This is a genomic window from Pseudomaricurvus sp. (genome assembly GCF_965662505.1).
In the GTDB taxonomy this organism is placed as follows: Bacteria; Pseudomonadota; Gammaproteobacteria; order Pseudomonadales; family Cellvibrionaceae; genus Pseudomaricurvus.
In genome coordinates, this window is sequence record NZ_CBFIHX010000012.1 from 17,404 (window position 1) to 30,100 (window position 12,697).

Consider the following 12,697-nt stretch of genomic DNA (forward strand, 5'->3'; position numbering starts at 1 on the left):
AGAGGCCAGGCAAGCGTAGAAAAAGTCATCAACAAGTGGCTACCGGAGAATCCAGCAGCCATCATTCGGACGGTTTTCGCGATTGATCTTCAAGCGATTGATCTTCAAGCGATTGCTCACCGCGATGCTCCAGAGAGTCCCGGATAGCGCGCTCGTAACTGAGCGCCTCTCCCGGAGAATTTGGATAGATGTGCACACCTGTGAGCGTGATTGCCCCCTGATCTCGCCTACCCTGCAACCAGCTCATCAGCCAGACACAGAAAATCGCCACCGCGAGAGAGCCACCGGCAATATACAAGCTCAAGCGGCCATAATCCGGCCAAATTCGAGTCGCACTGCTGGCCTCGGCGATCACAGATACCTGCGCCTGACGATCAAACTGGCGAGCGTCCAGCTGTGCCAGCCGGGTTTGAGTGTCCCGACTCAACTGCTCCAACTCAGCCAGATCCGTCACCAAAGCCTCATGCTCGGCAAACACCGCGGTAATTTCCCTCGCCTCCGCTTTGCGTGCGGCAAACTCTTCGCGCAAATTCTCCGCCACTCGTTGCGCCCGCTCGTACTCCTGCTGCGCCTCTTGCAGGGCACGCCCCGAACCCGTTGCTTTTATCCGTCGAAGCTCCTCTTCCAGAGCTTCAACCTCTTCCGGGATCTCTCTCAGCTCGGGCTTCAGATTGATGTAATCTCGGGTGTAACGCTGCTCAAGTACCGCCAGCCTGGCTCTCTGGGCACTTAACCGATTCTGCAGATCATTCACATAATCCACCTGGCTGGGTGCAATCAGCAGCTTTCCCTGATTCCCGGCCGCCTGCGCTTCTTGCAGCTGCGAGCGGGCCTTAACTTCGGCTTCCATGGCGGTATTCAACGAAGCATTCAGACCGCGCAATCGCGACAGAGCCTCGTTTTCCTCACGCTCCGCCGAAACAATATTGTGCTCCTCCCGATAGGCATTTAGAGCCGCACGCGCAGCCTGAACCTTTTTCGATATCTGATCCAGCTCCTGCTCAATCGAGACTTTGGTCTGCTGCACATTGCGCCTGACATCATCAGCCCGCATGTCCAGATACTCTTGAACCCAATGACCGACCAGTACCGGCAAGAATTCCTGCTCGGCACCCTCTGCGGCTAAATCCATCAGATTTGTCTCTTCCACCGGCTCCGCACGAAGCATCAACTGAAGATCTTCAACCGAGCGAGCAGCCTTACCCGTGGACTCAGCAATACGCTGCGACGTCAGGCTCAACAATTGCTCACTGAGGAGTATTTCCCGCTGAATCGCCACTTGCTGAACATCCGCGTCACCGCTCTCCTGATCAATGGCTACCGGCGCAGAAATCAGCAGTGTCGCACTGCTGCGGTAAATCGGACTGAGCAACAACAAAGCGGCAAAGCCAACCCCAAGGCAAAGCCCTAAAACAATCGCAAACACCTTGATTCGCTGGGACTGACCGCCACCGGCTTGAGCATATCCGCGCGCTCCGACTGACTGCCCCTCTTGATATGCAGCATATTTTTCCATAAACGTGCCCAAAACAGACTGGAAAGAGGCGCAACGTCGTCAAACCGGATCTATAAGATTCTAACGACAACAGCCCCGAATGCAGAGAGTGTAGTCGAATATCTCAAGTAAAGACTGTGTTATAAAACGAGTGAAAGAGCAGAAGAGAAGCGAATCACAAGATACATGAGAATATGGCGCAGGCAATAAGATTAGGCGACAGGGATGTCGCGAATGAAACGAGACGCAGGCTCGTTTACCGCCCCTCTACTGGCAACAACCAGATTCCGAGGCGATAAATTCAATACTGCAAACATGATACGAATTTGGAGCGGGATAAAAAGACAGGAAGTCGCGACCCCAACCTTGGCAAGGTTGTGCTCTACCAACTGAGCTATTCCCGCATAAAGCCACCACAGATGTGATAGCTTGAAGATGGCGTCCCCTAGGGGAGTCGAACCCCTGTTACCGCCGTGAAAGGGCGGTGTCCTAGGCCTCTAGACGAAGGGGACAGAAACTGTACCGGCAAGAACCGGAAAATTTCTTTCCTAGGAAAGAAAAGCCGCAGACAGTATCTGCGGCTTTAAATTTGGAGCGGGAAACGAGACTCGAACTCGCGACCCCAACCTTGGCAAGGTTGTGCTCTACCAACTGAGCTATTCCCGCAATGGCGTCCCCAAGGGGAGTCGAACCCCTGTTACCGCCGTGAAAGGGCGGTGTCCTAGGCCTCTAGACGATGGGGACCCTGGACCTTCTTAAGCAACCCTACATGGCGTCGTCTTCAGAAGTGGGGCGCATTCTAAGTAGAGGCGGCACACCTGTCAATATACTTGTGCCATTTTTTTCAGTTTTTATACAAGGACTTAGGCCTTTCTGCCTGAAAGACAGGAAACGATACAAGCAAGACTGAAAAGCTCCGCCTCAACACTGATGCCAACCGTCGAAACCTGAAATCACTCCTCCGGTCGGCCCACTAAGCCCAACTAGATACTTTTAGGGAATTAATCGGTAAGCTGGCATCAAAATCATCATTAATAGTCATTTAGGCGTCATGCGACGGACTTGGGAAGTTGTTCGTGAGTTTTTCACTCGATAAATTCATGTCTTCCTGAAACAGGCCGATAGAGTAACAAAGTTTCATCATTAACAGGTGCAGAGCACATGTCTTCTACCGCTATTATTGCCATCATCGTCACCGTCCTGGTGATTCTGGTTGCCTACGCGTTCATTTCTCAAACTATCGAGCGCAAACGTAAACAGCGCCAACGGCAGTTAACGGCCAGCAAGTTGCGGGTCAGAGACTTCAAATACATGGTCAGCGGCTTTCCTCCCGGTTTCCTGCCCAAAGAGCTGAACCTGCTGGTTTATCAAAGTCTGGTGGATGCCTGTGAAAAGCTGACTGAACTCGAGCCCAAGGTAAAAACTCACGTTGAAGAACTGACGCTGCTCAGTAAACAACTCAACGAAGCCAAACAGCGCCCCGCCACTCAAAAACGCACCCCTCTGAAAACCCCTCAACAGGTCAAAGAAGCCCAATCACTACTGCAAGCTCTGAACAGCTATATTGCGCAACTGCAAAAGCTGGGCAAAATCACCGAAGCGCAAATGCAGCAATTTACCGCACAGATCAAACGTCTCGTGGTAGAAATCACCGTCGACAATTACATTCTCAACGCCAAACAAGCGGCGAGCGGTGAAAAAGAGCGATTGGCTATCCACTTTTACACCTTGGCCAAAAAATTACTGGCCAAAGAAAGCCGTGAAGTGAATTATCAGCCACAGATTGTGAAACTGAATGACGTCATTGCCAAGCTGGAACAACAAGTGGCTCAGCAGAGCCCCCAACGTGATCGGGCCAAACCTGGGGATGAACAATCCAACACGGAATGGGAAGAGTTCGAAGCTGACGTTAACTGGAAGAAAAAAGCCGTATACGATTAAATTTTGTACAGCCGAGCCACTACAGCGAATGGCTATCAGCCGTGAAAGAGATGATGCGGCTGATTTCCGCCAGCGGCCTTCCGCTTTCAGCGTGCCATTGATTGAAGGCTTCCTGTACCTTCTGCAAATCCCGCTTGCTGGTTGGCAATTTGTCGACCACACCCTCCGCCTTCAGCACATTCACCACATCATCCGTCAGCAAAAAGCTGTCCTTGCCGACCATCCGTAAAAAACGCGATGCCGACTGACCACCCAGTTGAGTCCCCTGCTTTTTCATCAGCGTCCACAGATCAACAATGTGCTCCACTGGCCAGTCGGCAATCATGGTTCCGAAAGATGAATACTCTCTGGACACATCCAGTACCCAGATGGCATTGGCCCGAACCGCTTTGATCTTGCCAAAGTGACGAATAATACGGGGCTCGTGGGTCAAAGCCTCCAATTATTCATCCGACATCATAGCCACTCGATAGGGATCAAAGCCGAAATACACCTCCTCAAACGCCGGCCACTTGCCATCCACCATAGAATGCTTCAAGCCTGCCCGGAATATTCTTCGGCTGATATCCGACAGATAGCGATCATCAGAAAGCTGCTTCAGTTGAGACGGAGAGCGCAGCACAGGAAGATTGGCTTCAACCGCGGCCTCGCCCCCCTTGTGCAGAACGGCTGTTTCATAAATAGAGCGAAAAGATCTCATCTGTTTTGCCTATGACTCACCACCGTCCGTGGGATCCAGCTTCACCGAGGCCGAGTTGATGCAGTAGCGCAGCCCGGTAGGTGCCGGACCATCCGGAAAAACGTGCCCCAGATGGCAGCCGCACTGACTGCAGGTCACTTCCGTGCGAATCATGCCGTGGCTGACATCGCGCTCTTCGGTGATCGCTTCGTCCGCCAGCGGTTGATAGAAGCTGGGCCAGCCACAGCCTGCGTCAAACTTGGTGTCTGACTCAAACAGGGGCTCTCCACAGCACCGACACAAGTACTGCCCCGGTGTCGTCGTCTGCCAGTATTCTCCTGTAAACGGTCTCTCTGTGCCTTTCTCACGACAGACGTGATACTGCTCAGGAGTCAGTTTGTCCCTCCAGGTTTCGTTTTGACGGAGGCCATCGTTTTTTTCGGGGTGATCTGACATAATTCTTTCCGTTTATTCCTAATGACTTAAGGCGGCTTTCTGAGTAGCATCTCGGCTCAGTAGCATCTGGACTCAGTAGCATCTCAGCTTAGCAGATTCCGGGCTCCGTTCTGTGACAGGGACAGGCCTGACCGGATCTGGCGACCTGACGACCGCGACAACTGGCAGACTGAACAGACAATATCAGCCGGTAGCCGGCCTTAACTAAATTTCCGTTGACCGCACGATGGTAATGCAAATGTACAGCATTGAAAAATCTCACAAACTGGATGATGTCTGTTACGACATCCGTGGACCCGTTCTGGAACACGCCAATCGCCTGGAAGAAGAAGGCCATAGAGTTCTAAAACTGAACATCGGCAACCCGGCACCGTTTGGCTTTAATGCCCCTGATGAAATCATTCAGGACGTCATCGCCAACCTGCGCAATGCGCAGGGTTACTGTGAGTCGCACGGTCTGTTTTCTGCCCGCAAGGCAATCATGCAGGAATGTCAGCAATTGCAGGTACCGGGTGTCGAAATCAACGATATCTTTCTCGGTAACGGAGTCAGTGAACTGATCGTCATGTCAATGCAGGCACTGCTGAACGACGGTGACGAGATGTTGATCCCCGCACCGGACTATCCTTTGTGGACCGCGGCCGTCAACCTGGCCGGCGGCAACCCCGTCCACTATCTGTGCGACGAGCAAGCGGACTGGTTTCCGGATATTGAAGATATCCGCTCCAAGATTACCGACAAAACCCGCGGCATCGTGGTCATCAACCCCAACAACCCGACTGGCGCGGTTTACAGCGAAGCGCTGTTGGAACAAATCGTAGAGTTGGCCAGAGAAAAGAACCTGATTATTTTTGCCGACGAAATCTACAGCAAAATTCTCTACGATGACGCTGAGTTTGTACCCATGGGCCGCCTGGCCGAGGATGTGCTGTGCATCAGCTTTAACGGCCTCTCCAAAACCTATCGACTGGCCGGCTTCCGTTCCGGCTGGATGGTCATCAGCGGCGCCAAGCAGCGAGCCAAAGGCTTTATTGAAGGCCTTGAGATGCTCTCATCCATGCGTTTGTGCGCCAACGTACCGTCCATGTACGCCATCCAAACGGCACTGGGAGGCTACCAGAGCATCAATGAATTGATCCGTCCCGGCGGTCGTTTGCGGGAACAGCGGGATATGGCCTGGAATAAGATCAATGACATTCCGGGTGTCAGCTGCGTGAAACCGAAAGGTGCCATGTATCTGTTCCCGAAGATTGATCTGGACATGCACAAAATCCACAACGATCAGCAACTGGTGCAGGACTTTTTGATTCAGGAAAAAATTCTGCTGGTCGAGGGAACCGCGTTTAATTGGAAAAACCCGGATCACTTCCGCATAGTATTCCTGCCTCGCGCGGATGAAATTGAAATGGCCATCGACCGCTTTGCGACCTTCATGGATCGCTATTCTCAATAGCTGTTCTCAATAGCTATCTCTATAACAGTCGGGAGTGGGCCGTGGGTGATATCCATATTGATGATTTCTACAAAGATGCCGGAAAGATACTGGTGCAGCTGTACCGGTCTTTTCCACGCAAAAATTTGTTACTGGTAGAAGACATCAGTGGACCGGACACACCGGACGAATACGGTCTGCACAGCGAACGGCACCAATCCTGTTTTGGTGCCGCCATCTGGCTGGCTGAATCCGGTTACTTAAGTTACGGTGAAACCATTCGCCAGGAAGGTATGGATCAAGTCATTCTGACCCATAAAGCGTTTACGCTGCTATCCTCCACGGCTACAGCACTGGTGACCGACATTGATCCTGAACTGCCCACCTCCGTGTTGGAAACCCAGCAAACCAATATCCATCAACTGCGGGAAGCCTTGCGAGCTGGCGATTCTCAACAGATCCGTCGCACCATGCACAATCTGTTTTTACAATCGACAAACCATTAACTCGAAAGGCCATTAAGCAGCCTTCCGAACAGTAGTTATCCTCTCCCTACCTTACCCAAGCCTACTCAGCTGCATGGTAACGGAAGTGCATCAATTTCAATTGCTGATCCGGATCGGCATCCGGGAAATCTTCCGACGGCATCAATCTGGCCACGAATTCACAGGCCGGACATTCCTCCTCAACCTGTTGCCGCAAAAAGTCCTCGCCCAGCTCGGGGGCATTCAAACACAGCAGTACATCACCACACGACACCATAAATTCCGGCAACCGACGTATTAACTTGCGGTAATCCTGACTGGCTATAAAACTGCCTCGCTGAAAACTGGGGGGATCAATAATCGCAATATCGTAGGGACCGGGACGACGGATGCGCCCCCAGGATTTGAGAATGTTTTCCTGCAGAAAACGAATCGGATCGGTGGGCAAGTTATTCAAGCGGTGATTCTCTCGCCCCTGATTTAAAGCCCCGCGACTCATATCGACATTGACCACCGATACCGCACCGGCCTGTTGTGCCACCACCGAAAAGGCACAGGTGTAGGAAAACAAATTAAGCACTCGCTTACCGTCTGCCCGCTGCTCCAGCCACTGACGACCGGGCTCCATATCCAGAAAAAAGCCCGTATTCTGGCGCCCGCCCAGTTGAATGGTAAAACGTGCGTCTCCCCGCTGAGCCCAAACTTCGTCAGGTGCACTCCCCCACACACACTCAGCCGGAGAATCTTGCAAATAACGACGCTGCACCATCACCGCTTGCAAAGCATGCGTCTGAGCAGCACGGATAACGTCATCAATCACCTGAGGCTCAAAAGCCACGTCGTCATGAGCTTTAAAAAACGTCAACCACAGCACCGGTGCGTAGAGGTCGACCGTCACCTGTTCGTAACCCGGGTAGATACAACCGCGTCCGTGAAAAAGGCGTCTTGAATCCATTGGAATTGACGGGGATTGCTGACTGGCCTCCCCCGAAACCAGTAAGGCTTGCTGCAGACGATCTGCCAGAATGCTCACTCAGACACACCCTCCATATCCGGTTGATCAAAGTGGGTACCCAACGGGTAGAGAATTTGGTCACGATATCCTGTAATCACCGGAATATACCCGCTCCAGGCGGCATCCAGATCCGGATCGTTACTGTCCATCAGCAACGGTCTGCCGGCTAGAGTCTTGATCTTGCTCTTGGTAGCCAGCACCCAAACATTGTCCCTGCCTACTCGTTTAAGAACCTCAGGAGTGAGCTGTTGGTTTCCACGGCCAATCAGAGAACCCTGCCCTCCCGTGATAGATAAAATGATAACCACCTTGCCATCGAAACCCTGTAATAGACCTTCCAGCTGCTGGCCCGACAGATCAGCAGCCACGATCTCTTCATTGCAGATTACATCAATCCCCAACAGCGTATTGGGCAGCTGCAATTCATCCATCAGCGCTCGCGGTGTGGTGCCGGCGCCGATCAGATAATAAACGTCTGGCTCAAGGCGCTCTCGCAGATCCGCGGCGATATCATCCAACACCAGCTCTTCTACTTCGCGACCACCGTCTTTGGTACTCTGCACAAAGTGACCGCATTCCGGCACCTGCACTTCTCCGTAAAAACGGCTCTTTACCACGCCCTCTCGAAACGCGGCCTCATCAATATCCCGAACTTCCTGCAACCGCAGATCCACCAGTTCGCCCGACATCATCGACAGCACCACCTCAGCGGCGCCCTCCGGCGAAATCGCAAAAACACCGGAATGCATTTTCACACCCGATGGAATCCCCAGCACCGGTAACTGTTCACCCACGGCAGCGCAGACGTCTCTGGCGGTTCCGTCACCGCCCACAAACAACAGCAGGTCAACACCCTCTTGCATCAACAGTCGCGCAGCCTGCTGAGTATCGTCAGCCTGACTCACCTGGTCTTCACAGGTAAAAACCACTGTAGGACAAAACCCCGCAGCCCGAGCTTCCGCTTCGCCCATCTGCCCGCTGCACGTCAGTACGGTCAACAATTCTCCCTGGGCCTGCTGAAGCTGCTTCAGACAGCGTTGAGCGCGCCCTGCCGCGCGGCGTTCGGCTCCTTCTGCCAACGCTTGCGCCACCAGTGAGCGGTCGTCACTGCCTTTCAGTCCTGCCGGACCACCAATACCCGCCCAGGGGTTGATGATCAAACCAAGTGTCAGAGGGTTCATTGCCATAGTCACAGAAGTCCCAGTTGGGCGGTTATACAGAAGGCGCGGATTCTACCAAATAACCCCCGCAGTGTCGGTGATGCCTAATTTCAAACTACGCCTAAATCCACCTAGGCCATAAACGCACAAATATGGAACACATTAGCCAGGGGAAAACTGTAACTAAGAATCACTATTGATAAACAGGCACTGGCTCTGTGCGATCCATGCACCGTCTTACCCCTCAGAAAAAATTCTGTTATAGCGCTGGGATTTTTATGCGTATTATTTCTAGAGAGCTGACACGAGTCACATTCAATCGCAGGATTTGCTGGCTATACTGAATAACAGATGAACGGGATGCGTCAGATCACGGTACCGCATGGCTGCTAATGCGACTTTAAGTAGATGTCATTGGTACGTGTCATAAAGTGGTTATATGTCATAAAACTGTCACGACGCAACTTTATAGTGGCCACCAATGAAAACGCAGGTATCTCATGTTTAATCGCAACCCACAATCAGAACCCCACGACGCCTCTGACGCCCAGGAAATTAACTTCTACGGTGCGGCTCTTGTTGATGATGAGGGTGTTGAGATTCCGATCACCGAGGAAATGGTAGAGCAGGCTCTATCTCACCCTCAAGGTTCAGTAGGGTCCGCTGGAGACGGCGAACTCTGATGGCGTTTCATTATTGTTAAACTCTCTCCTCTCATATTGTTAGGTCAAAACCTAAAGTCGCCAACAGTTTGTTGAGCGACTTTTTTTTGTCTGCAGGAAAAGCAACCGAAGACAGGTCAACCCGGAAGCAAGGAAACTCTCTGCGTTTGGGATAGCGCTTACGCAACCTATCAAAGCCATGAGCAAATGCCTCTGGAGATTGCAGACAGGCATCACTCATTAATTCAGTACGCATCCGCTGATCATCCCCCGCCACATCATAAGCACTCAGAATTGCCTGATTGATGAAGGCTTGCACATCTCCGGAAGCACTTATATCCAGAGAAATGTTTTGCGAGCCGCTGGTATCATGCCGTAACAACTGTGACGCGGATTCGGTGACCTCGCGACCCAGATGTCGACACAGGGCGCGGTAGATCATTGCCGTCCCTTCCACTTTGCCATCGTAGCTGTAACCCGCAACATGCGGGCTGGCCAAAGCGACTTCCCGCATTAGTTCAGTATCCAGGTTGGGCTCAGGCTCCCACACATCCAGCACAACCGTGAGATCGTCACGCTGTCCCATCACTCGCTTTAACGCCTGATTATCAACTGCAGGGCCACGCCCCGCATTAATCAGCAGGCAGTCTGACTTCAATTGACTGAGCCGGTTTTCATCCAGAAAGTGCCAGGTTGGATGCGGGCCTTCACGCGTAAAAGGAGTATGCATGCAGACCACATCGGCGTTCAGCACCTCGTCAAGACCCCGTAAATCGGCATTCTCTGCAGCGGTTAGAAACGGGTCGTAGCATACGACAGGCAAACCCAGCGCTTTCAGGCGGCGGTGCAAATGACCACCAACGTTGCCACAACCAACAATACCAAAACTGGCCTGTAACCAATCTGGTCTGACATTCGCCAACACGCTGAAAATATATTCTACCACCGAGTTGGCATTGCAGCCCGGTGCACTGTGATAAGCAATGCCCTGACTGTCGAGATAGTCCACATCCAGGTGATCAATCCCAATGGTACAGGTGCCGACAAACTGCACCCTGCTTCCTTTCAGCAAGGCTTCGTTAACAGGTGTGACTGAACGCACTAACAGCACATCAGCATCTACAACCTGATCAGCCGAGAGCGTTCTTCCCGGATAGGTAATCACTTTGCCCAAGGAGGAAAAAAACTGTTCCACAAAAGGGATATTTTCATCCGCAACAATTTTCAATCGGGTCATAGAACATCCATCACTTCAGATTCAACTGGCTCGTCAACGGCAACCATCTGAGCGTATTTTTTCATCAATCCGGAACCAAACCCCATTCGCAGACAAAAGTCCTCAAAAGCGGCAGTCGTTGTATGATCCAGTGACACACTGAGACTTGATGGAGTACCGCCTTCAGTCTGCCAGTCAATGTCCGTCACTATGTCTGCCAGACAACGGGACAAGACAATCTGCTCCGTATGATCCACCAGTTTTTCAGGCAGACCTTTTGCGCCTCGTATGGGCAACTTCGGCAGCTCCTCAATATGCTCAAAAAGCGCTTCAATCGATGGCTGCCATTGCAACAAAACTTGCGCTGTTTTTTGACCGATTCCCGGCACCCCGGGAATGTCATCCGACGTATCACCGACCAAAGCCAGATAGTCCGACAACTGTTCCGGCCAGACTCCGAACTTCTGGAAGATATCTTCACGATACAATCGCTGGTGCTGATTTTCATTCACGTAGTCCCACAGGCAATCCTGTGGCCGCAACAGCAACTGCCCCAGATCTTTGTCCCGCGTCAGAATGGCAACGCCGCGCTCATCTCCTGAACGCTTAATATCCTCCAGCAAGGTGCCTAATAAATCATCGGCCTCGTAGGTATCACTGGCAAAGCTCGCAATACCCAACAACTCCGTGACTTCACGGCAGGCGTTCAGTTGAAAAGCCAAAGCCTCATCCGGCAACGCTCGGCTGCACTTGTAATCGGGATAAAGTTCATTGCGGAAACAACTGCCGAGGCTCTCATCAAAACAGGCGGCCATCAATGACGGTCTTTGTCGTGTCAAAAAATTCAGCAGGAAGGCCGTGTAACCATAAACCGCGGCTGTGGGGTAACCCTCTTGCGAAAACCAGTTATCCGGCAATGAAAAGTAATAGCGAAAAATGTAGATGGACGCATCCAGCAAACAGATATCGGAGGATGACTCGTGTCCAGAAAAAGAGGCGTGAGTAGAACTTGTCATAGACTGATTCAAACTTAAAGTCCCTCGCGCGGGAAGTATTCAGGGGCTAGGGGTGTACACAATCCGGTGCGTGCAGCCAGAGCCTGAGCAAACTGATGGGCGCGTGGCGGAAGCCCTTCAGCACAAAATTGCTGCACTTGCTGAAAAATCGCGTCTTTAAAGGATTCACTGGCTCCCAGTTCCGCTTCCAGATTGTCCGCACTGACCCGAAAATCCCGGCCTGAAGCGATGGAAAAAATCCACTCCATAGCCTGTGGTCTAACCTCAACCCGCTCAAACAAAGTCTGCTGTTGCTCGTCGCGGCCGTCAGGCGCATACCAGTAACCGTAATCTTCCAACTTGCGACGCTCCGTTCCCGCCACGCACCAGTGAGCGATCTCATGCAAAGCACTGGCAGCATAATCCCGGGTGTAGATAATCTGGTGAAAATCATGATCGGTGGTTGCAGGTTGATACAACGGTTCCTCACCGCCACCCACCAAACGGGTGCGATAAGATTGCTCAAACACCTCGTGAAAAACACTTTCCAGCTCACGATGATTTAACGCTACTCGCTCAACCGGTGTTTCAAACGCACTCATGCCCCAGTCTCTTGCTTGGCATCAATGAGACCTGGAACGTCATCGAGGCACTGAGTTTGCGCCAGCACATCGTAATAACCTTCTGTTAAGTAGGGCTTTCCGGCCAGCAAATGCTCCAGGTACCAGCGCTCCGGTTTCAGGTCATCGCTGATCATTGCGCGATTGGCGATGTAGACCCAGGCCGGAATCGGCCCCTCGTCGGTGTGCACAAGATAGATCTCACGGCTGTACAAGCGCGGAGAGCCCTCAAACGGATCCATTTTGATGATCTCGTCAAGCTCCTTTAACTGATACAACACGCCTTCTACGCACCCATCCGGTGCGTAAACCACATTGGCGTAGGATCTGTGGGGGGCATCGGCAGCGCGTTTATTAAAAGCCAGTCCAAGCCCCTGAATTTTGCCAGATAGCGCCCGCTCAAAGCGCAATCCCCGCTCGATCATCCGATTGGCATTCATATTTGAGCCGTAGGCGAAATAATACTCAGACAAGCTGATACCCCTGTTATCGATAAAGATTATAAAAACGCACAATAAATTCACGTCAAAGTATTGTGCTT

The 12,697-nt window shown here is 52.0% G+C and carries 14 protein-coding genes and 4 tRNA genes; 4 read left to right on the forward strand and 14 right to left on the reverse strand.

Going from position 1 to position 12,697, the window contains the following annotated elements:
• Positions 1–61: 61 nt before the first annotated feature.
• The 5 genes from ACTG33_RS02915 to ACTG33_RS02935 form a co-directional block, all read right to left on the reverse strand.
• Positions 62–1,516 (reverse strand): GumC family protein, encoded by a 1,455-nt coding sequence (locus ACTG33_RS02915; protein WP_439133685.1) that lies wholly within the window; start codon positions 1,514–1,516, stop codon positions 62–64.
• Between the two features lie 306 nt (positions 1,517–1,822).
• Positions 1,823–1,899 (reverse strand) — tRNA-Gly (locus ACTG33_RS02920).
• A gap of 32 nt (positions 1,900–1,931) precedes the next feature.
• Positions 1,932–2,007: transfer RNA gene (locus ACTG33_RS02925), tRNA-Glu, on the reverse strand.
• A gap of 78 nt (positions 2,008–2,085) precedes the next feature.
• Positions 2,086–2,161, reverse strand: a tRNA-Gly gene (locus tag ACTG33_RS02930).
• A 2-nt stretch (positions 2,162–2,163) separates the two neighbouring features.
• A tRNA-Glu gene (locus ACTG33_RS02935) sits at positions 2,164–2,239 on the reverse strand.
• Positions 2,240–2,656: 417 nt separating this feature from the next.
• On the opposite strand from ACTG33_RS02935, the gene ACTG33_RS02940 reads away from it, so the two are divergent.
• Positions 2,657–3,436 carry a hypothetical protein gene (locus ACTG33_RS02940; protein WP_439133686.1) on the forward strand — a complete coding sequence of 260 codons (780 nt, stop codon included), beginning with the start codon at positions 2,657–2,659 and terminating at the stop codon, positions 3,434–3,436.
• Positions 3,437–3,455: 19 nt separating this feature from the next.
• On the opposite strand, the gene ACTG33_RS02945 is transcribed toward ACTG33_RS02940, so the two are convergent.
• Genes ACTG33_RS02945 through msrB form a run of 3 tightly spaced genes read right to left on the reverse strand, consistent with a single transcriptional unit; the run spans position 3,456 to position 4,571 of the window.
• Positions 3,456–3,878: a hypothetical protein gene (locus ACTG33_RS02945; RefSeq protein ID WP_439133687.1), complete on the reverse strand. Its 423-nt coding sequence runs from the start codon at positions 3,876–3,878 to the stop codon at positions 3,456–3,458.
• Positions 3,879–4,136, reverse strand: a complete 258-nt coding sequence (locus tag ACTG33_RS02950) for a hypothetical protein (protein WP_439133688.1) — start codon at positions 4,134–4,136, stop codon at positions 3,879–3,881.
• Between the two features lie 9 nt (positions 4,137–4,145).
• Complete coding sequence (gene msrB, locus ACTG33_RS02955) at positions 4,146–4,571, reverse strand: peptide-methionine (R)-S-oxide reductase MsrB (RefSeq protein ID WP_439133689.1); 426 nt, start codon at positions 4,569–4,571, stop codon at positions 4,146–4,148.
• Positions 4,572–4,809: 238 nt separating this feature from the next.
• Between msrB and ACTG33_RS02960 the strand changes: the two genes are divergently transcribed.
• Positions 4,810–6,024 carry a pyridoxal phosphate-dependent aminotransferase gene (locus ACTG33_RS02960; RefSeq protein WP_439133690.1) on the forward strand — a complete coding sequence of 405 codons (1,215 nt, stop codon included), beginning with the start codon at positions 4,810–4,812 and terminating at the stop codon, positions 6,022–6,024.
• A gap of 41 nt (positions 6,025–6,065) precedes the next feature.
• The gene (locus ACTG33_RS02965) at positions 6,066–6,509 is read left to right on the forward strand and encodes a hypothetical protein (RefSeq protein WP_439133691.1); all 444 of its coding nucleotides are present in this window, start codon (positions 6,066–6,068) and stop codon (positions 6,507–6,509) included.
• Between the two features lie 61 nt (positions 6,510–6,570).
• Here the strand turns inward: ACTG33_RS02965 and ACTG33_RS02970 are convergent, their stop codons facing one another.
• Both ACTG33_RS02970 and ACTG33_RS02975 read right to left on the reverse strand, forming a co-directional pair.
• Entirely contained in the window at positions 6,571–7,521 is a 951-nt protein-coding gene (locus ACTG33_RS02970) for a class I SAM-dependent methyltransferase (RefSeq protein ID WP_439133692.1), read from the reverse strand.
• Complete coding sequence (locus ACTG33_RS02975; RefSeq protein WP_439133693.1) at positions 7,518–8,690, reverse strand: ATP-NAD kinase family protein; 1,173 nt, start codon at positions 8,688–8,690, stop codon at positions 7,518–7,520. The genes ACTG33_RS02970 and ACTG33_RS02975 overlap by 4 nt, the downstream gene beginning before the upstream one ends.
• Before the next feature lie 473 nt (positions 8,691–9,163).
• On the opposite strand from ACTG33_RS02975, the gene ACTG33_RS02980 reads away from it, so the two are divergent.
• Positions 9,164–9,346 carry a PA1571 family protein gene (locus ACTG33_RS02980; protein WP_439133694.1) on the forward strand — a complete coding sequence of 61 codons (183 nt, stop codon included), beginning with the start codon at positions 9,164–9,166 and terminating at the stop codon, positions 9,344–9,346.
• A gap of 31 nt (positions 9,347–9,377) precedes the next feature.
• Here the strand turns inward: ACTG33_RS02980 and ACTG33_RS02985 are convergent, their stop codons facing one another.
• Genes ACTG33_RS02985 through ACTG33_RS03000 form a run of 4 tightly spaced genes read right to left on the reverse strand, consistent with a single transcriptional unit; the run spans position 9,378 to position 12,629 of the window.
• Positions 9,378–10,562 carry a 4-phosphoerythronate dehydrogenase gene (locus tag ACTG33_RS02985; protein ID WP_439133695.1) on the reverse strand — a complete coding sequence of 395 codons (1,185 nt, stop codon included), beginning with the start codon at positions 10,560–10,562 and terminating at the stop codon, positions 9,378–9,380.
• On the reverse strand, positions 10,559–11,557 hold the full coding sequence (locus ACTG33_RS02990; RefSeq protein ID WP_439133696.1) for a 5'-3' exonuclease: 999 nt from the start codon (positions 11,555–11,557) through the stop codon (positions 10,559–10,561). The genes ACTG33_RS02985 and ACTG33_RS02990 overlap by 4 nt, the downstream gene beginning before the upstream one ends.
• 14 nt (positions 11,558–11,571) lie before the next feature.
• Entirely contained in the window at positions 11,572–12,138 is a 567-nt protein-coding gene (locus tag ACTG33_RS02995) for an elongation factor P hydroxylase (protein ID WP_439133697.1), read from the reverse strand.
• The gene (locus ACTG33_RS03000) at positions 12,135–12,629 is read right to left on the reverse strand and encodes a gamma-glutamylcyclotransferase family protein (protein ID WP_439133698.1); all 495 of its coding nucleotides are present in this window, start codon (positions 12,627–12,629) and stop codon (positions 12,135–12,137) included. The genes ACTG33_RS02995 and ACTG33_RS03000 overlap by 4 nt, the downstream gene beginning before the upstream one ends.
• Positions 12,630–12,697 lie beyond the last annotated feature (68 nt).